This is a genomic window from Flaviflagellibacter deserti, assembly GCF_042652085.1.
In the GTDB taxonomy this organism is placed as follows: Bacteria; Pseudomonadota; Alphaproteobacteria; order Rhizobiales; family Methylopilaceae; genus Flaviflagellibacter; species Flaviflagellibacter deserti.
In genome coordinates this window covers 382157-405513 of record NZ_JBHSJF010000005.1, presented here as the reverse complement: position 1 = coordinate 405513, position 23357 = coordinate 382157, and the positions used below count along the sequence as shown (strand labels likewise).

20 protein-coding genes are annotated in these 23357 nt (G+C 65.3%); 13 read left to right on the top strand and 7 right to left on the bottom strand.

The annotated features are described in order from the left end of the window. Positions 1-141 precede the first annotated feature (141 nt). From cysT to ACFPFW_RS06600, 3 genes are all read left to right on the top strand, one after another. Positions 142-975, top strand: a complete 834-nt coding sequence (cysT, locus tag ACFPFW_RS06610) for a sulfate ABC transporter permease subunit CysT (RefSeq protein WP_114958140.1) — start codon at positions 142-144, stop codon at positions 973-975. After that, the gene (gene cysW, locus ACFPFW_RS06605) at positions 975-1862 is read left to right on the top strand and encodes a sulfate ABC transporter permease subunit CysW (RefSeq protein WP_114958139.1); all 888 of its coding nucleotides are present in this window, start codon (positions 975-977) and stop codon (positions 1860-1862) included. Before cysT ends, cysW begins: the two co-directional genes overlap by 1 nt. A gap of 121 nt (positions 1863-1983) precedes the next feature. After that, on the top strand, positions 1984-2628 hold the full coding sequence (locus ACFPFW_RS06600; protein ID WP_379769940.1) for a lytic transglycosylase domain-containing protein: 645 nt from the start codon (positions 1984-1986) through the stop codon (positions 2626-2628). On the opposite strand, the gene ACFPFW_RS06595 is transcribed toward ACFPFW_RS06600, so the two are convergent. Beyond that, the gene (locus ACFPFW_RS06595) at positions 2618-3421 is read right to left on the bottom strand and encodes a 5-oxoprolinase subunit PxpA (protein ID WP_114958137.1); all 804 of its coding nucleotides are present in this window, start codon (positions 3419-3421) and stop codon (positions 2618-2620) included. The two genes, ACFPFW_RS06600 and ACFPFW_RS06595, sit on opposite strands and share 11 nt — an antisense overlap. Positions 3422-3464: 43 nt before the next feature. On the opposite strand from ACFPFW_RS06595, the gene pxpB reads away from it, so the two are divergent. Beyond that, complete coding sequence (gene pxpB / locus ACFPFW_RS06590) at positions 3465-4196, top strand: 5-oxoprolinase subunit PxpB (RefSeq protein WP_379769936.1); 732 nt, start codon at positions 3465-3467, stop codon at positions 4194-4196. Next, on the top strand, positions 4193-5170 hold the full coding sequence (locus tag ACFPFW_RS06585) for a 5-oxoprolinase subunit C family protein (RefSeq protein WP_114958136.1): 978 nt from the start codon (positions 4193-4195) through the stop codon (positions 5168-5170). The genes pxpB and ACFPFW_RS06585 overlap by 4 nt, the downstream gene beginning before the upstream one ends. On the opposite strand, the gene ACFPFW_RS06580 is transcribed toward ACFPFW_RS06585, so the two are convergent. After that, entirely contained in the window at positions 5160-5546 is a 387-nt protein-coding gene (locus tag ACFPFW_RS06580) for a response regulator (RefSeq protein WP_162799755.1), read from the bottom strand. The genes ACFPFW_RS06585 and ACFPFW_RS06580 overlap by 11 nt on opposite strands. A 118-nt stretch (positions 5547-5664) precedes the next feature. On the opposite strand from ACFPFW_RS06580, the gene mobA reads away from it, so the two are divergent. Beyond that, complete coding sequence (gene mobA / locus ACFPFW_RS06575) at positions 5665-6294, top strand: molybdenum cofactor guanylyltransferase MobA (protein WP_114958134.1); 630 nt, start codon at positions 5665-5667, stop codon at positions 6292-6294. A gap of 6 nt (positions 6295-6300) precedes the next feature. Here mobA and ACFPFW_RS06570 read toward each other — a convergent pair whose 3' ends face one another. Together ACFPFW_RS06570 and mobB are read right to left on the bottom strand one after the other, a co-directional pair. Further along, positions 6301-7305: a serine hydrolase domain-containing protein gene (locus ACFPFW_RS06570; RefSeq protein ID WP_114958133.1), complete on the bottom strand. Its 1005-nt coding sequence runs from the start codon at positions 7303-7305 to the stop codon at positions 6301-6303. 86 nt (positions 7306-7391) lie between these two features. Then, positions 7392-7916 carry a molybdopterin-guanine dinucleotide biosynthesis protein B gene (mobB, locus tag ACFPFW_RS06565; RefSeq protein ID WP_114958132.1) on the bottom strand — a complete coding sequence of 175 codons (525 nt, stop codon included), beginning with the start codon at positions 7914-7916 and terminating at the stop codon, positions 7392-7394. Between the two features lie 209 nt (positions 7917-8125). Here mobB and ACFPFW_RS06560 point away from each other — a divergent pair, with 209 nt between their 5' ends. The 4 genes from ACFPFW_RS06560 to ACFPFW_RS06545 all read left to right on the top strand — a co-directional run bounded on the left by ACFPFW_RS06560 (position 8126) and on the right by ACFPFW_RS06545 (position 12936). Next, complete coding sequence (locus ACFPFW_RS06560; RefSeq protein WP_379769930.1) at positions 8126-9880, top strand: diflavin oxidoreductase; 1755 nt, start codon at positions 8126-8128, stop codon at positions 9878-9880. 81 nt (positions 9881-9961) lie between these two features. Further along, positions 9962-11686 (top strand): NADPH-dependent assimilatory sulfite reductase hemoprotein subunit, encoded by a 1725-nt coding sequence (locus tag ACFPFW_RS06555; protein WP_114958130.1) that lies wholly within the window; start codon positions 9962-9964, stop codon positions 11684-11686. Positions 11687-11755: 69 nt separating this feature from the next. Beyond that, positions 11756-12100: an endonuclease domain-containing protein gene (locus ACFPFW_RS06550; protein ID WP_114958129.1), complete on the top strand. Its 345-nt coding sequence runs from the start codon at positions 11756-11758 to the stop codon at positions 12098-12100. Between the two features lie 365 nt (positions 12101-12465). Next, positions 12466-12936 (top strand): YaiI/YqxD family protein, encoded by a 471-nt coding sequence (locus ACFPFW_RS06545; protein ID WP_114958127.1) that lies wholly within the window; start codon positions 12466-12468, stop codon positions 12934-12936. Positions 12937-13014: 78 nt separating this feature from the next. On the opposite strand, the gene ACFPFW_RS06540 is transcribed toward ACFPFW_RS06545, so the two are convergent. Together ACFPFW_RS06540 and ACFPFW_RS06535 are read right to left on the bottom strand one after the other, a co-directional pair. Then, entirely contained in the window at positions 13015-13881 is an 867-nt protein-coding gene (locus ACFPFW_RS06540) for a cell wall hydrolase (RefSeq protein WP_379769925.1), read from the bottom strand. Positions 13882-14226: 345 nt separating this feature from the next. After that, on the bottom strand, positions 14227-17013 hold the full coding sequence (locus ACFPFW_RS06535) for a phosphoenolpyruvate carboxylase (protein ID WP_114958126.1): 2787 nt from the start codon (positions 17011-17013) through the stop codon (positions 14227-14229). Positions 17014-17284: 271 nt separating this feature from the next. Here ACFPFW_RS06535 and ACFPFW_RS06530 point away from each other — a divergent pair, with 271 nt between their 5' ends. The 3 genes from ACFPFW_RS06530 to ACFPFW_RS06520 all read left to right on the top strand — a co-directional run bounded on the left by ACFPFW_RS06530 (position 17285) and on the right by ACFPFW_RS06520 (position 21712). Further along, on the top strand, positions 17285-19567 hold the full coding sequence (locus tag ACFPFW_RS06530; protein WP_114958125.1) for a hybrid sensor histidine kinase/response regulator: 2283 nt from the start codon (positions 17285-17287) through the stop codon (positions 19565-19567). Positions 19568-19647: 80 nt separating this feature from the next. Further along, positions 19648-21072: a sodium:proton antiporter gene (locus ACFPFW_RS06525; protein ID WP_114958124.1), complete on the top strand. Its 1425-nt coding sequence runs from the start codon at positions 19648-19650 to the stop codon at positions 21070-21072. A gap of 13 nt (positions 21073-21085) precedes the next feature. After that, a complete protein-coding gene (locus ACFPFW_RS06520; RefSeq protein WP_114958123.1) occupies positions 21086-21712 on the top strand; it encodes a Pr6Pr family membrane protein in 627 nt (208 codons plus the stop codon). Here the strand turns inward: ACFPFW_RS06520 and ACFPFW_RS06515 are convergent. Continuing rightward, positions 21696-23294, bottom strand: coding sequence for a phosphoenolpyruvate carboxykinase (locus tag ACFPFW_RS06515; protein ID WP_114958122.1), 1599 nt, complete (start codon positions 23292-23294; stop codon positions 21696-21698). The two genes, ACFPFW_RS06520 and ACFPFW_RS06515, sit on opposite strands and share 17 nt — an antisense overlap. Between the last annotated feature and the right edge of the window lie 63 nt (positions 23295-23357).

The window sequence follows — 23357 nt, the reverse complement described above, 5'->3', positions numbered from 1 at the left end:
GCCCGGATCCATATGCCGCAGCGCTTGCGGTTCAATCGGCCACAGGGCTTATGGGTCCCGGACAGCGGCGATGCCGCTTCCGGGACACGTGCGTTTCAGTCCACTAGCGTCCGCGCCCCACTCCCGCTAATCACCGACGCGATGTCTTCCCGTCCACGTCGCGTCCTTCCCGGCTATCGCCTCGCGCTTGGCATCACGCTCGTCTATCTCGGCGTGATCGTCCTGCTGCCACTGGCTGCGCTCCTGATGCAAGCCGCGAACACCGGCTGGGACCAGTTCTTCGCCATCGTCACCAGCCCGCGCGTCGTCGCCGCATTCCGCGTCACGCTCCTCGCCGCGCTCGGCGCGTCCGTCTTCAACGCCGTTTATGGCCTCGGCCTCGCCTGGGTGCTCGTGCGCTACGACTTTCCGGGCAAGCGCCTGCTCGATGCACTCGTCGACGTCCCGTTCGCGCTGCCGACGGCGGTGGCCGGCATCGCGCTGACGGCGCTGTTCGCCAAGAACGGCTGGCTCGGAAGCTGGCTCGACCCGCTCGGCATCACCGTCGCCTACACGCCGCTCGGCATCGCCTCGGCGATGGTGTTCACCAGCCTGCCTTTCGTGGTTCGCTCGGTGCAGCCGGTGCTGGAGGATCTCGGCCCGGAGGTGGAGGAGGCGGCACTGACGCTCGGCGCGTCGGATCTGCGCATCTTCCGCTCGGTCATCTTCCCGGCGATCTTCCCAGCCTTCCTCGCCGGCTGCTCGCTCGCCTTCGCCCGCTCCTTGGGTGAGTTCGGAGCGGTCATCTTCATCGCCGGCAACCAGCCGAACTATACCGAGATCGCGGCGCTCCTCGCCTTCATCCGGCTCGAGGAATACGACTACCCGGCAGCGGCGGCGATCTCGACGATCTTGCTGCTCCTCGCCTTCGCGATGCTGATCCTCACCAATCTGCTGCAGGCCTGGCACCTGCGCTATGTCGGGCGGGGGGACTGATGTTCTTCGGCCGCGCTAATCCGCAAAGCACGCATTCCACGACCCGCGTCTGCGAGGGCCGGACGGCGCGCGCGATCATTCTCGGCAGCGTGCTGGTGCTGACCTTCTTCGTCATCGTCCTGCCGCTCGTCGTCATCTTCTCGCAGGCGCTCGCCGTCGGCATCAGGACATACGGCGCCAATCTCTTCGCGCCCGAGACCCTCCATGCGATCTGGCTGACTCTGGTGACCGCGCTCGTCGTTGTGCCGATCAATGTCGTGTTCGGCATCGCGGCCGCCTGGGCGGTGACGAAGTTCCGCTTTCGCGGCCGCAATCTCCTCGTTGCTCTGATCGAGATCCCGTTCTCGGTGTCGCCGATCATCGCCGGCGTGTCCTATCTCTTCGTCTACGGCGCGCAAGGCCTGCTCGGTCCGCTGCTCGACGCGGCGGGCATCAAGATCATGTTCGCGCTGCCGGGCATCTTCCTCGCCAGCCTGTTCGTCACCGCGCCGTTCGTCGCGCGCGAGCTGATCCCGCTGATGCAGGTGCAGGGAACGGACGACGAGGAGGCGGCGGTCAGCCTCGGCGCGTCCGGCCTTCGCATGTTCCTGTCGGTGACGCTGCCGAACGTCAAATGGGCGCTGCTCTATGGCGCCATCCTCTGCAATGCGCGCGTCATGGGCGAATTCGGCGCGGTCTCTGTCGTCTCAGGCAATATCCGCGGCGTCACCAATACGCTGCCGCTGCAGATCGAGCTTCTGTACAACGACTATAATTCAGCGGGCGCATTCGCGGCGGCGACGGTGCTGACCGGGCTGGCGCTGGTGACGATCCTGGTGAAGGTCGCCATCGAGCGATTCGACGAGGGCGGCCGGGCGGCGCGGAAAAAGGGCGGCGGGCGGCACTGAGCCGGACGCGGAGCGTCCACGCGAGCTTCGCTCGCGGCTCAGGATGAGGTCGCTCCCGCTTCGCAGTCCGGGGAAAGTCACCGCCACAGGATCGCCTCACCGTTTCGTGCATTATGAGTGGATGCGCCTCCTGCTTGTACCCACCGCCGCGCTCGCCATGACGCTTCCCGCGGCGGCGCAGGAGGTCGCGCCCGAGCCTGATCCTGTCGCCCTGCGTGTGATGGTCCGCACCGAGGCCGTCAAATCTGGCATGCCGCCCGAGATCGCCGACGCGGTCGCGACCGTGGAGAGCGGTTATCAGATCTTCGCCTCGGGTGACGCCGGCGAGGTGGGGCTGATGCAGATCCTGCCCTCGACCGCGCGCATGCTCGGCTTCTACGGCACCAATGCCGAGCTTCGCGTTCCTACCACGAACATCCGCTACGGCGTGACCTACCTCACCGGCGCTTGGCGACTCGCCGGCGGCGACGTCTGCACGACGGTGATGAAATACCGCGCCGGGCACGGCGAGACACGGTTCTCGCACAAATCCGTCGCCTATTGTGTCCGGGTCCGGCAGATCCTGGCGGAGCAGGGTTATTCGGTGCGTGGCGAGGTTCCGGTCGCGACCTTCGGCGCGCCCGCGGTTGCCATGGCTGGCGGACGGGTGAAGACGGCGGCGGGAGCGAGGAGTTCAAGAAGCCGCATCAACTGGACGGCGCACAATCGCCGCATCAAGGCAATCGAATCGAAGATCAGCCGGGCGTCGCTGACGATTATGCAGTGAAGCGGGCTTCGTCCGCTGGCAGCGCCGCTGGGCGGTCGCGGACCGCATCGACCAGGGGCGCGACCTCGAAGCCGCCATCCTCGATGGCGCGGCGGACCGCGCGGGCGACGACGACGGCGGTCGGCTCGTCGCCATGGACGCAGAACGAGTCGAAGCTGATCGCGAGCCGCTTGCCGGAGGCGGAAATGACCTCGTTGTCCTGAACCATGCGCGTGACGCGTTCGGCCACGACTTCCGGGTCGGAGATCACCGAGCCATTGACGGTGCGCAGAAGCAGCGTGCCGTCATCGCCGTAATGACGATCGGCGAAGGCTTCGCTGGCGAATTGCAGGCCGAGCATCTCGGCTGCTTGCCCCATCCGCGAGCCGGCCAGACCGAGATAGATCAGATTGCGGTCGACCGCCTTGATCGCGCGGCCAATCGCCATTGCGTGATCGAGGTCGCGGGCGGCGGCGTTGTAGAGCGCGCCATGCGCCTTGACGTGGACGAGCGGCACTTCGGCGTCGGCGGCGGCCTCGGCCATGCTGCCGATCTGATAGGCGACGAGCGATTCCAGCTCGTGCATGCTCATCTGTATGAAAGTGCGGCCGAAGCCGCCGAGATCGTCGAAACTGGGATGGGCGCCGACGGCGACGTTTCGTTCCGCCGCCCAGCGGCTTACCGCTCGCATCGTATAGGCGTCGCCGGCATGGAATCCGCAGGCGATATTGGCGCTGGACACCAGACCGAGCATAGCCTCGTCGGTGCCGTAGCCTTCACCGAGATCGGCGTTTATGTCGATCCTACGTGCCACTCGACCTCCCAGGACGAAGCAGCCTCATTTATGCCTATAATGTGTGACGGTTCGCTTAGCGCGCATAGGGGGTTACAGCCTTCGCGTGAAAATAAATTTCGGTCAATTTTCCCTGCTTGGTGACGCGGCGTTAACCATCTCGTTCGGGACCGAGATGTCCCGCGCGACGAATGCCCGAGTCGTCGCCGCGGCGAAGGCGATCCGGAGCGCGAACATCCCCGGCATTTCGGATGTCGTTCCGGCTTTCGCGGCGCTTTCGGTTCACTTCGATCCGCTCGTCGTCGAGCATTCGAAGATCGTCGAAGCCATTGCAGGAATTGATGTTTTTGACGATGCCGACATGTCGGCAGGCCGTTTCGTCGACATCCCGGTGCTCTACGGCGGCGAGGCGGGGCCGGACCTCGACGAGGTGACGCGGGAAACCGGGTTGAGCGCGACCGGCATCGTCGAACTGCATTCGTCCGCCGAGTACCATGTCTACATGCTCGGCTTCCTGCCGGGCTTCGCCTATCTCGGCGATCTCGACGAGAAGTTGCGTTTGCCGCGCCTGAAGACGCCGCGCACCCGCGTTCCGGCCGGTTCGGTGGCGATCGCCGACCAGACGACCGCGATCTATCCGCTGGAATCTCCCGGCGGCTGGCGGCTGATCGGACGCACGCCGCTCCGCCTTTTCGACCATACGGCGGATCCGCCGGCGGTGTTCGCGGCCGGCGACAGGGTCCGCTTCCGCCCGGTGACGGCCATGGAGTTCGCACGCATCGAGGCCGGCGCTTGACGTTCGAAGTCCTCGATCCGGGTTTGCAGACCACCGTCCAGGATCTCGGCCGGCGTGGCCATCTGGCGCTCGGCGTTCCCTTGTCCGGTGCACTCGACGCGACGTCTCTTCGGCTCGCCAATCTCCTGGTCGACAACGGCGAGGGCGCCGCGGCGCTGGAATGCCGGTCGCCGGGTCCCGTTCTGCGCGTTTCCGCTCCCTCGGCGCGCATCGCGTTGGCAGGCACCGCCGCGCCCCTGATCGTCGAGCGCGGCGGCGATGTCGTGGAATGGCCGTCCTGGCGCTCGGTCGATCTCGTCGAGGGCGACATCGTTCGCGTCGCGCCCTTCGCCGACACGGCCGTGGCTTATCTCGCGATCGCGGGCGGTGTCGCGGTGCCCGAGGTGCTCGGCTCGCGCTCGACCTTCCTGCGCGGTGGTTTCGGCGGGCTCCGGGGGCGCGCACTCAAGGCCGGCGATGCCCTGTCTGCCCGCGATCGGGAACGCGCTGGCCCGTGCCTGACGCTGATCCAGCCGCCGCTGATCGACGAATTCCCCACGCTCCGCATGGTGAAGGGTCCGCAGGCGCCGATGTTCGGCGAGAGCGCGCTGATCGAACTCGTCCGTGAGAGCTACACGGTCACGCGCGATCTCGACCGCATGGGTGCCCGTCTCAGCGGTCCCGAACTGGTCCGCAAGGAAAGCGGCGAGATGCTCTCCGACGGCACGGTGCCGGGCGCGCTGCAGGTGCCGCCCTCGGGCCAGCCCATCCTGCTGCTCGCCGACTGCCAGACGACCGGCGGCTATCCAAAGATCGCAACCGTGATTTCGGCGGATGTCCCGGCGGCCGGGCGGCTGATGGCGGGTTCGCGGGTGCGCTTCGCCTGGGTCGAAGTAGAGGAGGCGGTGGACGCCCTCGGCGAGGCGGAGCGGCTGTTCCATCGCCGCGTCGGCATGATCGCGACGGTGCGCGAGGGGACGCGCTTCAGCTGCTGAGGCGCGAGAAGACGTTCTCGACTTCGGTCAGGCCGAACGGCTTGCGCAAGAACGCCATCGCCCCGGCCTCCTCGGCCTTCAGGAAGGTGCCGCCGTCGCGGTGGCCGGTAATGACCACGGTCTGCGCGCCGTATTTCTCGCGCGCCTCCTGCGCGACCCGAAGCCCGTTACCGCCGCCCGCAAGATGGATGTCGGTGATGATCAGGTCCGGTTGCTCGCTGAAGACGAGATAAAGCGCCTCGGCCTCGTCGGCGACGACGCCGATGATGTCGTGTCCGAGACGCTCGAGAATACTTTCGAGATGAAGGCCGACGATGAATTCATCCTCGACGATCAGGATCCGCATTTTTGGTCCGTTCACGGCCGTGTTGTTCATCAGCCCCAAATTCCGCACAAGAAACTTCTGTGACAACCGTAACGGTGCAGTTGGCATTCAGTTCCACTTTGGATTCCTGTTTGTAGCTAAATGGCCTAACGCCACATATTGATGCGACATGAACACCACTCACCCGAAGACACTCGGCGTGTTGCTCGCGGGAGGGCTCGCGCGGCGCATGGGAGGCGGCGACAAGCCTCTCAGGACGGTCGGCGGCAGAACCATTCTCGATCGCGCCGTCGCGGCGCTCAGGCCGCAATGCGAGGGACTGATCCTGAACGCGAACGGCGATCCCGAGCGGTTTGCGTCGACGGGGCTGCCGGTCGTGCCCGACGACGTGCCGGGCTTCGCCGGGCCGCTGGCTGGCGTTCTCGCCGCGCTGGACTGGTGCGCCGCGAACCGGCCGGACATCGAATGGGTGGTCAGCGTCGCGGCGGACTCGCCCTTCCTTCCGCCCGATCTCGTCGCCCGCCTGCATGAAGCGCGCGAAAGGGCCGGCGTCCCGATCGCCCAGGCCGAGACGAACGGCCGGAACCACCCCGTCAACGCTCTGTGGCGGGTCGATCTGCGCGGCGATCTTCGTCATGCCTTGGTCGAGGAAGAGCTGCGCAAGGTCGGTGCGTGGACGGCGCGGCATGGCGCGGTCGACGTTCACTGGGACAGCGATCCGGTCGATCCGTTCTTCAATGCCAATACGCCGGAAGACATCGCTGAGGCGGATGCGCTGGCCCGGAAGTTGGATATCTGACGCAGTTCACGGCGCCGCGGCGACGATATCCTTGAGAAGCCGGAGAAAGCGCGAGGTCCGGACGCCATCTTTGTTTTCGCTGCGATCGACCGTTTGGACGACGACGAGTCGCTTCGCGGGGAGCACTGCAATGAGCTGGCCGCCGAAGCCGGACGCAAGGCTCGCGCTGTCGCCCCAGCGCGCGGGATCGAGCGTCCACCAGAGATAGCCGTAGCCGATGCCCTTCCGCTCGCTCTGGGAATAGGTGATTGTCGACTGCGTGATCCAGTCGGCGGGCACGAGCTGCTGGCCGGCCCACTGGCCCCGGTCGAGGATGAGCTGGCCGAACCGGGCGAGGTCGCGCGCGCTCATCCGGAACGTGTAGGCCGGGTGCTCGGAGACTTTCTCGAACACGTATCGGCAATCGCCGAGCGCGAAATCCTCCATGCCGATCGGCTGTGCGATACGTGTCGCGAAGCTCTGGAAGATGTCGTCGCCGGTCTGCTTGCGGTAGATCGTGCCGAGGGCGTTGAAATCCCAGTTGTTATAGAAAAAGAACGTTCCCGGCGCATGGCTTCCGCGTTCCGGCCGGTGACGACGGATGACGGCGGTCTCGTGCGCGGCCCGATGATAGACGCCCGAGCGCGCCATCAGCAGGTCGCGCACCGTCGCCCGCTTCTCCTCGGGCGTGAGCGAGGGCGGGACGTCGTCCACGCCGAGATCGCTCAGCGTGCTTGCGAGATCGATCTGCCCGTTGGAAACAGCAATACCGTAGAGCGCACCGAGGAAGCTCTTGCGCACCGAGGCGGCATTTACCTTGCGCCCGACATCGCCCCAGCGCGCAATCGCCTTGCCGTCCTGCACGATCATGATCGCTGTCGAGCCGAGCGTCTCGAAGTGCTGCTTCGCGGCGTCGAGGTCGGACATCGACCAGCCGGCCTGCGCCGGATCGGCATTCTCCCAAGGCTCGGCCGATCCCGGTTGACAGATAGCGAGAGCGGCAATCAGCGGAAGCGCGGCGAGAAGCTTCATGACGCTCCTGGATCGGAAGGCTCGATGAATATGGGACCGGTCGCGGCGCCGTCCGGCCCCCATAGACTAATGACACGCCGGTTTGGTCAGAAGCCTGTCGCGAACGCCGTCTCGACCGGCCGGGCCTCGGCCAGAATTACATTCGCGATCATGCCGATATCATCGAGGTCGATCACCGGGATCGGTGCATCGGGCAAGGGCTTGTCGGCGGCGATGGCGCGGATCGTCGGGTCCTGCGTGTGGAGGAACGGCCGCCCGTTAGCCTCGCGCCAGATCTCGATCTTCGGATGCGGGCCGCGCTTGAAGCCCTCGACGATGACGAGGTCGACCGGCGACAGCCTGCCAACCAGCTCCGGCAGGGTCGGCTCCGGTGCGCCGCGTAGCTCGTGCATCAGCGCGAACCGGTTCTCCGAGACGATCAGGACCTCAGACGCACCGGCCTGGCGATGCACCCATGAATCCTTGCCCGGCTTGTCGACGTCGAAGTTGTGGTGGGCATGCTTCAGCGTCGAGACACGCAGGCCGCGTTTGTTGATCAGCTCCGGAAGAAGCTTTTCCAGGAGCGTCGTCTTTCCCGCGCCGCTCCAGCCCGCCAGTCCGATCAATCGCATCAAATCACTCCGCCCCGCGAAACGGGCAGGGCTCTATAGGCGAGATCGTTGACCGATGCACCTATCAGGGTTGCGGAGAAAGCCGGCTCATGACACTTGAGCGACGAGCTTCGGAAGCTTAAATAACTTCCAGATTTTGTTGATTACAACGCAATCCATCTGGTCTATGTAGACCACCCCTTCGGGGACGATTGTCGTAGCTAAGGTTGATGATTTTGTCGTCGATACCGAACACCGCGCCCTTCAGCGAGGATGAGATCGCGATTCTCAATCGCGTCATCGCGCCCGCGACGCCGCTTCAGCGCGCATGGCTGGCAGGTTTCCTGACCGGTCTCGATGCCGCGCAGGGCATCGGTGCGGCACCGCAGCCGGCCGCGCCGGCGAAGGCTGCGGAGCCGCTGACCATCCTGTTCGCGACCGAATCCGGAAATTCCGAGAAGCTCGCCGCCGACGCCGCCAAGGCCGCGCGCAAGAAGGGCTTCAAGCCGAATGTCATCGACTTCGGCGACCTCCAGCTTTCCGACCTGACCAAGGCGAAGAAGCTCCTCGTCATCGCCGCGACCTGGGGCGAGGGCGATCCGCCGTCGCGCGCCGTCCGCGCCTATGAAGAGCTGATGAGCGACGCCGCCCCGAAGCTCGACGGCGTCGAGTTCAGCGTGCTCGCGCTCGGCGACACCGCCTATGTCGATTTCTGCGGCACCGGCCGCAAGATCGACGAGCGCCTCGAAGCTCTCGGCGGCAAGCGCGTCGTCGACCGCGTCGATTGCGATCTCGACTACCAGGCTCCGGCCTCCGGCTGGATCGAGGCCACGCTCGACACCATCGCGCCCGCTCCGGCAGCCGGCGGCGGCCACGTCATCGAGGTCGATTTCGGCGCCCGCCAGGCCGTCGTTCCCGATTCACCGGTGACGGCCGAGGTCGTCGACCACATCAACCTCAATTCCTCGCGCTCGGCGAAGGAGACGTTCCACGTCGCCCTCGGCTTCGAGAACGGCTCGATCCCGTACGAGCCGGGCGATGCGCTCGACGTCTATGCCGAGAACGATCCGGCGCTTGTCGCCGAAGTCCTCGACCTCACCGGCCATTCCGGAAACGAGGCACTGCGCGGCGACCTGATCCGAGACCGCGACATCACCACGCTCTCGCCGAAGACGCTGGAGAAGTTCGTCGCCGCGACCGGCAATGCCGAGGTCAAGGCGATGATCGACGGCGGCCATGTCCGCGACTGGCTGACCGGCCGCCAGCTCATCGACCTGCTCGCAGCCTATCCATCGAAGCTCTCGATCGAGCAGATTTTCGACATCACGCGCCCGCTCGCGCCGCGCGCCTATTCGATCGCCTCCTCGCGCCGCGAGTTCGAGGACGAGGTGCATATCCTTGTCTCGGCGGTGCGTTACGAGAGCTTCGGCCGCCAGCGCATGGGCGTCGCCTCGTCCTTCATCGCCGACCGGGTGAAGAAGGGCGCGAACCTTCGCGTCAAGCTGAAGCCGAACAAGCATTTCCGCCTGCCCGAGCCCGATCGCGACGTGATCATGGTCGGTCCCGGTACCGGAGTCGCGCCGTTCCGTGCCTTCATTCAGGAGCGCCGTGCGATCGGTGCGCAGGGCCGCAACTGGCTCTTCTTCGGCGACCGCCAGTTCACACACGACTTCCTGTACCAACTCGAATGGCAGGACGCGAAGGCGGACGGCGTGCTGACCCGCATGGACGTCGCCTTCTCGCGCGATGCGCCGGAGAAGATCTACGTGCAGGACAAGATGTGGGAGAAGCGCCGGGACCTCGTCGACTGGCTCGACGGCGGCGCTAAGTTCTATGTCTGCGGCGATGCCAAGAACATGGCCAAGGACGTGCGCTCGACGCTCGTCAAAGCCTATGCCGACGTGAAGGCGCTGACGCCCGAGAACGCCGAAGCCGCCGTACGCGCCATCGAGAACGAGAAGCGCTACCTGACGGACGTGTATTAGGACTCGTCATCCTCCGGCTTGACCGGAGGATCGCTGTGGACCCGGAAATGGGTCCTCCGGTCAAGCCGGAGGACGACGGATATGACCGACAAGTTGGCACGTAACGAATATCTGAAGGATGCGAGCCGCTATCTGCGCGGCACGCTGAACGAGGGCCTCGCCAACGAGATCACCGGCGAGATCTCGGAGGACGACCAGCAACTCGTCAAATTCCACGGAATGTATCTGCAGGACGAGCGCGACCTCCGCGCCGAGCGCTCGCGGAAGAAGATGGAGAAGGCGTTCTCCTTCATGATCCGCGTGCGCATTCCGGGTGGCGTCACCACGCCCGCGCAATGGCTCGCGATGGACGAGATCGGCCGTGTCTACGCCAACGGCACGCTGCGCCTGACAACCCGCGAGACGTTCCAATTCCACGGCGTCATCAAGTCGAATTCGCGCGCCGCCATCCGCAAGCTGGATTCGGTGCTGCTCGACACCATCGCCGCCTGCGGCGACGTCAACCGCAACGTGCTGTCGGCCTCCAACCCGCACCAGTCGGGCGCCCATCAGGCGGCCTATGATCTGGCGAAGAACATCTCCGATCATCTCCTGCCGCGCACCGGCGCATATCGCGAGATCTGGATCGACGGCGAGAAGATCGCCGGCGGCGAGGAGACGGCGGAAGTCGTCGAGCCGATCTACGGCAAGACCTATCTGCCGCGTAAGTTCAAGACGGTCGTCGCGGTGCCGCCGCAGAACGACGTCGACATCTACGCCCACGATCTGGGTTTCATCGCCATTCTCGACGACAAGGGTGCGATCGAGGGCTGGAACGTCACCGTCGGCGGCGGCATGGGCATGACCCATGGCGACACCAAGACTTATCCCCGCACGGCGAACGTGCTCGGCTTTGTCCGTCCCGAACATGCGCTGAAGGCGGCGGAAGCCGTGCTGACGACCCAGCGCGACTGGGGCGACCGGACGAACCGCGCCCATGCCCGCGTCAAGTACACGGTAGAGGATCGCGGTGTGGACGCCTGGCGCGCCGAGGTCGGCAAGCGCATCGGCGTCGCGCTCGCCGCGCCGCGCCCGTTCAAGTTCACCGGCACCGGTGACCGCTATGGCTGGACAGACGGCGAGAACGGCCGTTCGCACCTGACGCTCTTCATCGAGAACGGCCGCATCAAGGACGTTCCCGGCGGGCCGCAGATGATGACCGGCCTGCGCGAGATCGCGAAGATCCATGACGGCGAATTCCGCATGACGTCGAACCAGAACGTCATCGTGTCGAACGTCTCGAAGAAGAACCGCAAGAAGATCGAGGCCATGGTCGTCGAATACGGCCTGACATCGCAGGCGTCCGCCATCCGCCGTAACGCGATGGCCTGCGTCGCGCTGCCGACCTGCGGCCTCGCGCTGGCCGAGAGCGAGCGATACCTGCCGTCCCTCGTCACCAAGCTGGAAGAAATGGTCGCCCGCCACGGTCTCGCCGAGGAGGAGATCGTGGTGCGGATGACCGGCTGCCCGAACGGCTGCGCCCGTCCGTATCTCGCCGAGATCGGTTTCGTCGGCAAGGGTCCCGGCCGCTACAACCTCTATCTCGGCGCTGCCTTCAACGGGGAGCGGCTGTCGAAGCTCTACCTCGAGGACGTCAACGAGACCGAGATCCTCGATGCGCTCGAGCCGATCATCACCGATTATTCCAAGGCGAAGACGCCCGGCGAACACTTCTCCGACTTCGTCATTCGTCGCGGCTATGTCGCGGCGACGACGAACGGCCCGGACTTCCACGTCAACACGGGACCGCAAAGGCCAGCGGCGTAGCGGCTCGTTCCTTGCCTCTCCCATTTTATGGGAGAGGTCGACTCGCCGACAGGCGCGCGGGTGAGGGCAATGCTGCGTGACGGTCAGAAAACCAATCTTGCGCGCCAGCTCCGCGCGGAACTCACCGATTGCGAACGCATCCTGTGGCGCGAACTTCGAAGTCGGAGATTCGCCGGTCGCAAATTCCGCCGTCAGGTCCCGATAGGTCCGTACATCGCCGATTTCGTCTGCCTGGATGCGAAGCTCGTCATCGAACTGGATGGCGGGCAGCATTCCGAGAGTGCGCGTGATGAAATCCGGGATGCGTATCTGAAGAGTGCGGGCTGGACGGTTCTCCGCTTCTGGAACAACGACATGCTCCGGAACCGGGAAGGTGTGCTGACTGTGATTTCCCACACATTGGGCACCGTGTAGCCCTCACCCGCTCGCCTATCGGCGAGTCGACCTCTCCCGTAAACGGGAGAGGCAAAAGCTGATGCAAGCGCGTCACAATGGAGACAATTGCAGAACCCCTCCCAGAGAGAGGTCCGTCTGCCTGCGTCAAAACGCGCAGGTGCGACGCAGCCGGACGCGCCCCAATCTTTTGTTGTGTTCAACACAATCGAAAGGAGGTGATCCAGTGTCTCATTGTCTTACTCCGCGGTCGCTGGTCATCGCGAGCTGGGTTTCCTCTTCGGATTTTTCAGCCGCGTAAGCTGCGCAAGCACGGTTGGATCCGTGCCGCGGTATGACAATGGAAAGGCCATCCGAAAGGATGGCCTTTCTCATTTCGGAGGCCCATGACGACGCCGATTACTATCTTTGTCGATGCCGATGCCTGCCCGGTGAAGGACGAAGTCTATCGCGTCGCCGGACGCTACGGGCTGAAGGTGTTCGTCGTCGCAAATGGCTTCATCAACGTCCCGAAAGAGCCGATGATCGAGCGGGTCATCGTGCCTGCCGGTCCGGACGTCGCCGACGACTGGATCGCCGAGCGCGCCGCACCGGGTTCCATCGTCATCACGCAGGATGTCCCGCTCGCGGACCGCTGCATCAAGGCGGGCGCGGAGGTGATCGGCAATACCGGCCGCGCCTACACCACGGCCTCGATCGGCATGGCGCTCGCGACGCGAAACCTGATGGACGAGCTCCGCTCGGCCGGACAGACGACACGCGGCCCGAAGCCGTTCTCGCCGAAGGATCGCTCGGCGTTCCTGTCGGCGCTCGATCAGGCCGTGGTGCGGCTGAAGCGCGCCGGGTTCGGCGCGTAGCCGTCATGCTCCGGCTCGACCGGAGCATCCACCCGTAAGCGCCCTATGGGTCCTCCGGTCAAGCCGGAGGACGACGGTTTAGTAGATATGCCCCGACGGGCCGGTCTGCCATCCGAGCGCCGGTCCCGGCACGACAGGTTCCGCGGCCATCTGCGGCTCATAGGCCGGCGGAGGCGGCGGCTGGTAGGGCGCCGACGGTGTCGGCGTCTTGCCGCTCCGGTAGCGGGCGGTGTCGCGGCGTGGCGTATCTCTCGGCGCCGACGGACGCTGCGCGACCATGCGCGGCGGGGCGTAGACCGGCGGCTGGTAGATGCCTTCGGCTTCCTCGACCGGAGCAAGCTTCGGAACCGGTTTCTGCCCGACGACGGTGCGCTGGTTGATGGCGATCAGGTCGTCGATATCGGCCGGGCCGCGTCGGGCGACGCGAACGAGATCGCCGGTGCTCTCGCCCTTCTTCACCTTCTCGTAGAAGGCGTTGCCGCCCTCGATGGTGACGTAGCGCATATTGTTGTAGCCGGGCTCGTAGCCCTGCGTATGGAAGAATTCGGCCTTGCCGACGGTGGGGTGGCGCTTGCCGTTCAGCACGTCGCCCGAGACCCGCATCGCGCGTTCGCGGCTCTTCGGTTCGGTCATCTGCCGTTGCAGAACGCCGGGCGCGAACTGGCGCGGTGCGCCGACCACGGCACAGACCGTCTTGCCGTATTTGCCGGCCTCATAGCGGTTCATGACGACGGAGCCGACGGCGAGCATGCCGTCCTCGCTTGAGCGGTTGGACTCGAAATACATCGCGCGCGCCAGGCATTCGCGATCGCTCATGCCGCGCGGGATGTAACCGGTCTTGCTGCGAGGTGCCGTCGCGCAGCCAGCCATGAGCAGGCAGAGCGCGACGGCTGTCGCGATGCCGCGGACGGTACGCAGCCGCGGCGGAACGAGATACGCAACCACTCTTCTACTCACACACAAGCGTCGATACGCGACGGGCTAGTGATGTGCGAAGAAGGTTGATGGAGTCTTTCGCTGAAAGGCTCAGGGGCGGAAAAAGCGAAGAGGAGCCGCGCTTTGTCTCCTCTCCTGCGAAGCGGGAGAGGGTCGAGTGCGTGTCAACGCACCGGGGTGAGGGCAAGCACGATGCTAGTGGCCGTCGTCCTCCGGCTTGACCGAAGAACCTATTGGGCCCGCCGTGAGGTGGGATTCTCCGGTCAAGCCGGAGGATGATGGAGTGCGTGGTTTGCCCTCACCCGCTCGCTGCGCGAGTCGGCCTCTCCCGTAAACGGGAGAGGTAGGGGCCACTCACCCGAACGCCCCCAGCTCGTGCGTGATCGCCGTGCCGATCTCACGAACCTGCGCGAACATCCGGCCGATCGGATCGAAGATCTGCTCGTGCTCGGTGGCGTAGGAGACCGAGGCGCGCGGGCCGTGCGGCTCGCCGAAATCGCGGCCGGCCGTCGGGTCGGCCTCGTTCGGGAAGACTTCCGCAAGGAGCGACAGCGCCGCCGGCACGTCGAGCTGGAGCAGTCGCATCTGCAATGCCTGCCGGGTCACGCCATGGCGCGGCGAGAAGTCCGGGATCGCCACAGCCATCAGCCAGATGCGCTGGATCAGCGCGATGCGGAGCGCGTGCAGCAGGAGCTCGCGCGTCTGCATCTGCGGCGCGTTCGGCCAGGCCGAGCGAAGCTGGACGTAATCGGTCTGGATGCGGCGGAACATGGCCTGCACCGGCGCCCAGAGGTTCAGCGTGTTCAGCGCCTCGGCGACGCCGACGAGCTGGCGGGCGCGGAGCGGGTCGACATGCGCCGCCCGGTCGAGCCAGGAGCCGGGATCGAGCAAAGCGATGCCGGCGCGCAGGACGTCGATATCCGAATGCTCAAGCGCGCGATGGGCAAAATCGAGCGCGCGGCGGAAGCGCGGGCTCCGCTCGCGAAGATCGGAGAACAGTTCGGGCTGGCGGGCGGCGGCCGCGCCGATGCCCTGGAGTGTGTTCGCGCACCAGCCGAGCTGCTGCAGGATGGCGTTGTTGAGGATCGCGCGGAGTTCGCGCGGGTGTTTGATGACGGTCGGGCCTGTGATGCCGTCGCTCTGGCGCATCGGCGGCCGCGAGCCTGTCGGGTCGAGCAGAGCCGGGCCGAACGCGCCGAGAAGCGAGGCGTAGCCCGGGTCCTCGGTCAGTTCGTGCATCGAGGCGCCAATCGTCGCGAAGAAATCAGCGGCGAAGTCGGCTTCCTCGTAGATCGGATCGGTGTTCTTCGGCGGCTGATCGAATGCCTGCTCGGCGATGCGCGCGATCGAGGCCATCGCCAGTTCCGGCGTGTCGAACAGGAGGTACCCGTCGCCGCCCTGGAACGAGCTCTCGTCGCGCGTCCTGATGCCATAATCGGCGAAGACCTTGCGAGCAGGAGAGGGCGAGAGGTATTTCAGCCGGTCGGTCAGCGAATAGGGATGCGCGCCGCGGCCGATCGAGTCGCCGTGGGTGTCGAACAGGATCAGCTCGATATCCGTCAGCCCGTGCTTCTTCATCAGGTCGGCGAGCTTCAGGCGCAGGCGCTCGATCAGGAAGGTCGCGTCGAGCTGTCCGACATAGCGGCCGGAATCGGAATAGCCGAACTCGATGGCGAGCTTGCCGGTCTCGCGCAGATAAGCGCGATAGTGCGGGCTCCGCAGCGCCTCCTCGATCGCGCGCGACCCTTGCTCCAGCGCGTCCGCCGTCTCGAACAGCGGCGAGATCTCGATATGCTTCTCGACGCCGAACAGCTTCGCCAGCCAGAGCACGGAGAGGAGCGTGTAGCCGCTCTCGGTCTCGGCGATCAGGAAGCGGATCGGCGCGTCGCCGTCGATGTGCTTGGCGATCTGCGCCATCGTCATCATCAGGCGGGTCGCGGAGGCCTGTTCGGCGAGGATCGCGCCAAAATCGACCGGAACGGCCTGCACCTTGTCGAGCGCATTGTTGATCGCACCGAGGAGGACACGGCGGCGGAACGGGTCGGCCGGCGGATCCTGCAGGCCCAGCCGCAGACGCACGGCGTTATGTACCTGCGCCGCATTCAGCCGGACATGCGTATGCGCCAGCGACATTCCGTGCGAGGCGAGGCCGGCACGGGCGACGGCGAGGGGAAGCTTGTCGCTCTCGGGCGCGTTCTCGATCGCGTCCGCGAACAGGTCCATTAGCGGCTCGATCGTCGGCAGCGCGTCCTCGCGGTGCTCGATCAGTTCGGCCGCGAATTCGGCCACGGTCTCCGGATCGCCCTTGGTCGGAACCGAGGCGATCTGGCGGTCGATGCAGCCGATGGCGCGGTCGATGCGCTCGGCGAGATCGTGCGCGGCCGGGTATTGCGATACGGCATCTTCGAGGCGGGTGAGCTGAAGGCGTTTCATCCGCAGGCGCAGGCGAAGCGTATCCCACCAGTTGATGTCGACGCGGCCGTCGGTGTCGTAGCCGACCCAACTCGCCAGGATGACCGGTTGCGGCACGAGCTTCGTCCAGTCGCCCGGCCAGACCTTCGCGGCGCCGGCGAGGAGCGAGCCGTTCAGCCGGTCGATCGCGTCGCGGCCGTTCCTGATCGCGACCATGGCCTGGTTGAATTCGTCCTCGAGCGTCGGTGTCTTCGGCCGGTGCGAGCCGACGTAAGGCTCGGGATCGTGGCCCGAGGCGCGGGCGGCCAGGTTCTCGAACACCTCGGGCGGCGCCGAGAAGGTCGGGTGCGCGGTGAAGACGGCGGCGAAGCGCGTGCGGGCATATTCCGCTTCCGCTTCCTCGAAGCTGCCGGTGAGCGTCGTCAGCGTGTCCGCGATGCGGTCGTAGCTCGCCTCGGACGCCGCCGGATCGGTGCCGCCGACATAGGCGGCCAGGCGCTTCGCGCGGTCGCGGAACGCCTCGTCGCGAAGCTCGGAGATCACCTCGTCGACCTGGGCTTCGGTCAGGTCGCCGCGTTCGAGCTGGCGCAGGATGGTGCGTGCCGTTGCGAGCACCGGATTGGCGAACGGGTCCTCAACGGCGCGTTTGCGCTCGGTCTCGGTCAGCGCGAGAAGATCGGCAACCTTGGAACGGGCGGTCGTGGTCACGCGCGTAGCTTCGTCCAGCATTGATATTCGCTCCGCGGGACCGGGAGGACGGTCCGCTTTCAAGCCTTCGCGCCGCCCCGCACGGTCGGCACCGAAATGAGTAGAACCACGCGTGCGTCACAAATCAAAGTCCGTCGTGCAATCGACGGACCAAATGTCACGCGAGCGACCTTTCCCCATGCGGGATTCACTTGCAAATCAGCCGGCTTCGCTATTCCTTCGCTCGCCGTGAGCACGACCGCGCGACCAGCCTGCACGGACTGCCAGACGCCTCTCCGAGGCGGGTTCTGACATGCGGCGGCATCTGTCGTTTTTCGGGCTCGCGCTGCTCATCCCGATCCTTGCTTTCGTCGGTTTCGTCCTCTTCGAGTTCGCCGTGCGCGAACGCGCCCGTGTGGAGCAGGATGCGCAGCAGAGCGCGCGCCGCATCGCGACTCTGGTCGATCAGGAACTGAACAGCCTGACGACCGCGCTCGACGTGCTCGCGGTGTCGCGCTCGCTGCTTGCCGAGAATCTCCAGTCTTTCCACGGGTTTCTTGAGGATGTGCGGCAGCGGGAAGGCCTGGGCGTCGTCCTGCGCGACCTGACTGGCCAGCAATTGGTCAATGCGCGCATGCCCTATGGCTCCCAGCTCCCGAAGAGCCTTCTGCCGGGCGAGATCGACGCCGCCGAGAACGGACGCGACTTCATCTCGGACATGTTCATCGGGGCGATGTCGCGCGAGCCGCAATTCGTGCTCACGGTCCCGATCATGATCGACGGCCGGCTCAAATATCTCCTCAGCGCGAGCCTGCCGGCCCAGCGGATCAGCGACATCCTCGCCCGCGAGAATCCCGGCGAGGAGGCCAACGTCGCTGTCATCGACCGCAGCGACAAGATCCTCGCCCGCAGCCGCCGGACGGCGGAATTCGTCGGTCGCACGGCGTCGGCGGACCTCCTCGCCAATACCGGCGGGCAGGAAGGATCGTGGACCGGCAATACGATCGACGGCCGGATCATCTTCGGCACCTATTCGCGGACCAAGGGGCCCGGCTGGCGCGTCGTCGTCGGCATGCCGCAGGAGGTGCTGGAGGCGCCGCTCTGGCGGTCGCTCCTGGTGTTCGCGACCGTGGGTCTCGGCCTCGCCGGCCTGTCACTCGTCTTCGCCTCGTTCTATGCGCGCCGGATCATCGTTCCGTTCGAGCGCCTGGCCCGTAACGCGGAAGCGCTCGGGCGCGGCGAGCCGGTAGAACCGCTGCCGTCCAACATCCGCGAGGCGCAACTCATCGGTGCCGCGCTCGCGGACGCATCGACCGAACTCCGCAAACGCGAGGACGAGCTTCGAGAGTTCAATGTCGGCCTGGAACATCAGGTCGAGGAACGCACCGCCGAACTCGTCGAGGTCAACCGTCGCCTCATCGCGGAGGCCGAACAGCGCGAGCGCATCGAGGGACAGCTTCGACAGGCGCAGAAGATGGAGGCAGTCGGCCAGCTCACCGGCGGCATCGCGCACGACTTCAACAACCTGCTCGCCATCGTCACCGGCAATCTCGATCTCCTGCTACGCCGCCTGCGCGACAAGCGTGGCGACGTCGAGCGCTTCGCTGAGAACGCACTGGAAGCCGCCAATCGCGGCGCGGTGCTGACGCATCGCCTGCTCGCCTTCTCGCGCCAGCAGCCGCTGATGCCGGAGCCAATCGACGTCAACAAGCTCGTCGGCGGGATGTCCGACCTGATCCATCGCTCTCTCGGCGAGGGGATCGAGATCGAGACCGTGCTCGCGGGCGGTCTGTGGCGCACCCATGCCGACAACAACCAGCTCGAAAACGCGCTCCTCAATCTCGCGGTGAATGCCCGCGACGCGATGGAGGATGGCGGAAAGCTGACGATCGAGACCGCCAACGCGCATATCGACGAGACCTACGCCGCCGAGCACCAGATGCGGATGGGGCAGTACGTCCTGGTCGCCGTCACCGATACCGGCACCGGCATGACGCCCGGCACGATCGGCCGCGCCTTCGAGCCGTTCTTCACCACCAAGGAGCCAGGCAAGGGCACCGGGCTTGGCCTCAGCCAGGTCTACGGCTTCGTCCGCCAGTCGGGCGGCCATGTGAAGATCTACAGCGAGCCCAACCAGGGCACGACGGTGAAGATCTACCTGCCGCGCTTCTTCGGTCCCGCCGAGGCCAATGCGGCCCTCGCGGCCATGGAGTCCGTTCCGACCGGCCAGGAGACGATCCTGCTGGTCGAGGACGAGGAAAGTGTCCGCAAGGTCAATGCCGAGACGCTGCGCGAGCTCGGCTACACCGTCCTTGAGGCGGAGGGGGCGGCCACGGCGCTGCGCCTGCTCGATGGAACGCCGAATGTCGCCTTGCTTTTCACCGACGTCGTCATGCCCGAGGTCAACGGCCGCAAGCTCGCCGACGAGGCCCTCCGTAGGCGTCCGGAATTGAAAGTCCTGTTCACCACCGGTTATACGCGGAATGCCGTGGTGCATAACGGCGTGCTGGATCCGGGTGTGAACCTGATCCCGAAGCCGTTCACGCTGCCGCAGCTGGCGCAGAAAATTCGTGAAGTGTTGGAGGCGGTTGCCTAGGCCTCGTCCTCCGGTTCGTCCGAAAGATCCTGGGCAATATTGTTTGGACGCTCCGATCGGGAGCGAGACCGTGGGGGAGCATGCTTCGTTTCATTCCGGCGATCGTTCTTGCGATCTGCGCGACGCCCGCATTCGCTGAGACGACCGAGGGACACGAGGTCTACGGCGGCGATCTTTCGCTGCTATGGGGCCTGCCTTTCGCCGGCATGCTGCTGTCGATCGCGATCTTCCCGCTCGCGGCCAATCATTTCTGGCATCACCATTACGGCAAGATCGCAGCCTTCTGGGCCCTCACATTCCTTGTGCCCTACGCCGCGACCTTCGGTATCCGCACCGCATCGACGGATCTGATGCACACGGCACTGCTCGAATATCTGCCGTTCATCATCCTGTTGTTCGCGCTGTTCACGATCTCCGGTGGACTGCTCGTCATCGGTAACATTCATGGCAGCCCGGGCACCAACACCGCGCTCCTCGCTACCGGCACCTTCCTTGCGAGCTTCATCGGCACGACCGGCGCCAGCATGGTTCTCATTCGACCGCTGCTCCGCGCGAACGACGATCGTAAGTACAATGTACATACGGTTATATTCTTTATCTTCCTTGTATCGAACATAGGCGGATCGTTGACGCCGCTCGGCGATCCGCCGCTGTTCCTCGGCTTCCTGCAAGGCGTCGAGTTCTTCTGGACGACCACGCATCTCGCCCCGGAGACGCTTCTCCTGGTCGTCATCCTGCTCGTTCTGTTCTACGCGATGGACTGCTTCCTCTACGCCAGGGAAGGGTCGCCGCGTCCCAAGGATCCGACGCCGGACACGCCGCGCATCGGTTTACTGGGGCTCATCAACATTCCGCTGTTGCTCGGTGTGGTCGCGGCCATCCTGATGAGCGGCCTCTGGAAGCCCGCTTTCGGCGTCGAGATATTGGGCACCTGGGTCGAGGGCCAGAACCTGCTCCGCGACGTGATCATCATCGTCCTCGCGATCCTGTCCCTCGTGCTGACGCCCAAGGACATCCGCGCGCGCAATGAATTCGACTGGGAGCCGATCAAGGAGGTCGCCAAGCTCTTCGCCGGCATCTTCACCACGATCATTCCGGTGATCGCGATCCTGCGCGCGGGCTCCGACGGCGCGGCGGCGCCGCTCGTCGATCTCGTGACGACATCTGACGGCCAGCCGATTGACCAGATGTATTTCTGGATGACGGGTGTCCTGTCGGGCGTGCTCGACAACGCACCCACCTATCTCGTCTTCTTCAACCTCGCAGGCGGCGATGTCGAAAACCTCATGGGACCGAACGCGTCTATCCTGGCCGCGATCTCAGGCGGCGCGGTGTTCATGGGCGCGCTGACCTATATAGGCAATGCACCGAACTTCATGGTGCTGGCCATCGCAAAGAACAGAGGCATCAAAATGCCGACCTTCTTTGGCTATGTGCTGTGGTCCGTCGCTATCCTGGTGCCTAGCTTCCTGCTTCTGACCTGGGTGTTCTTCGGCTTCGATTGACGGAGGTATTGCGATGAGGGTGTTTCGCGGTGTCGCCGCTCTCGTCGCGATCTTCGGGCTCGTCCTACAGTACGGCGTCTTGGTCGCCACTTCGCCGGACCTGTTTCTGTGGATGACCTTCAAGTTCGTCAGCTTCTTCACGATCCTGACGAACACGCTGATAGCGCTGGCGTTCGCTCTGCCCCTCTTCAGGCCCGGGACTCTGTTCGAACGTCCGGCGGTCCGCATGGCCGTCGCCGCCTACGCGGTCGTGATGGTCGTGATCTACGCCGTCATCCTCGCGCCGCTCGAGCCCCCGCACGAGGGTGCAAATCTCGTCGCCAACACGGTCCTGCACCGGGTTACGCCCGCACTCTATCTGTTCGACTGGCTGGTCTCGCGCGGGAAGGGCAAATTGCGGTGGAGCGACGCCTGGAAGCTCCTGATCGCGCCGCTGATCTACGGCCTCTACACGCTGCTGCATGGGCCGCTATCGGGTTTCTATCCGTACCCGTTCTTCAACGTGCCGAAAGATGGCCTCGGCCAGGTCATGCTCAACCTGGCCGGGATAGTCCTGTTCTTCTACGCGGTCGGCCTCGTCCTGGTGGCGATCGGCCATGCGATCGCCTGGAGGATGGCGCAGATCAGGCCGCCGTCCTGACGCGTGGAGCCGAGCCGAGCACGTCGCTGGCGACGTGTTTCTCGAAGCGCTTGAAGTTCTCGACGAACATGCCCGCGAGCTTGTCGGCCTGGTCATCATATGCGCGCGGATCGGCCCAGGTCGAACGCGGGTCGAGCAACGCGGAATCCACGCCCGGAACCGCGACGGGCACTTCGAAGCCGAACACCGGGTCGATGCGGAAATCGACTTTCTGCAACTGCCCCGACAGAGCCGCCGAGAGCAGCGCGCGCGTCGCCTTGATCGGCATCCGTTGTCCCGCGCCGTAAGCGCCCCCCGTCCAGCCGGTCGAGACCAGCCAGCAGGTTGCCTTGTGCCGGCCGATGAAAGCACGCAGCAACTCGCCGTATTCGGACGGATGGCGCGGCATGAACGGGGCGCCGAAGCAGGTCGAGAACGTCGCCTGCGGCTCGGTCACGCCGCGCTCGGTGCCGGCGACTTTCGCCGTGTAGCCGGACAGGAAATGGTACATCGCCTGCGCCGGGGTCAGCCGCGCGATCGGCGGCATCACGCCGAAAGCGTCGGCGGTCAGCATCATGATGTTCTTCGGATGCCCGGCGCGGCCGATGAGGCTCGCATTCGGGATGTAGTCGAGAGGGTAGGCGCAGCGCCCGTTCTCCGTTTTCGACACGTCGTCGAAGTCCGGAAGCCGCGTCTCCTCGTCGACCATGACGTTTTCGAGCAGCGTGCCGAAACGGCGGGTGGTCGCGAAGATTTCCGGCTCCGCCTCCTCCGACAGGTTGATCGTCTTGGCGTAGCAGCCGCCCTCGAAGTTGAAGATGCCGTCCTGGCCCCAGCCATGCTCGTCGTCGCCGAGGAGGGTGCGCTCGGGATCGGCGGAAAGCGTGGTCTTGCCGGTGCCGGACAGGCCGAAGAACAGCGCGCTCTCGCCATTGTCGCCGACATTGGCCGAGCAATGCATCGGCAGGACGCCCTTCGGAGGGAGGAGGAAGTTCAGCGCGCCGAACACCGACTTCTTCATCTCTCCAGCATAGGCGGAATTGCCGACGAGGACGATGCCGCGCGTGAGATCGACCGCGATCACCGTCTCGGAGCGCACGCCGTGGCGTTCCGGGTCAGCCTTGAAGCTCGGCAGGTCGATGATGGTGATCTCCGGCACAAAGCCGGCGAGGTCCTCGCGCGGAGGACGGATCAGCATGGTGCGGATGAAATGCGAGTGCCACGCATATTCGGTGAAGACGCGGACCTTGATGCGGTGCTTCGGATCGGCGCCGCCGTATAGATCCTGCGAGAAGAGTTCCTTGCCTTTCAGGTGGTCGAGGAAGTCCTGGTGAAGTAGATCGAACTTCTGCGGTGCGATCTCCGCATTGTTCTCCCACCAGATCTGGCTCTCGGTATGGCCGTCGCGGACGATGAACTTGTCCTTCGGGCTGCGCCCGGTATGCGCGCCGGTGTCTGCCGCCAGCGCACCGTGCTTGGTCAGCATGGCCTCGCCGCGCCGTACCGCCTGCTCGATGAGCTGGGTGTCCAGAAGATTGCTCGTTACGCGGGCTAGGAAAGCCACTTTAGACGCGGTTTTATCCGCCTGACCGTCGATAAGCATGTCGTCCTCGCAAGCATGGGCAGGCGAGTTGAAGCGGGATTTCAAATCGCCGCAAGACAACAT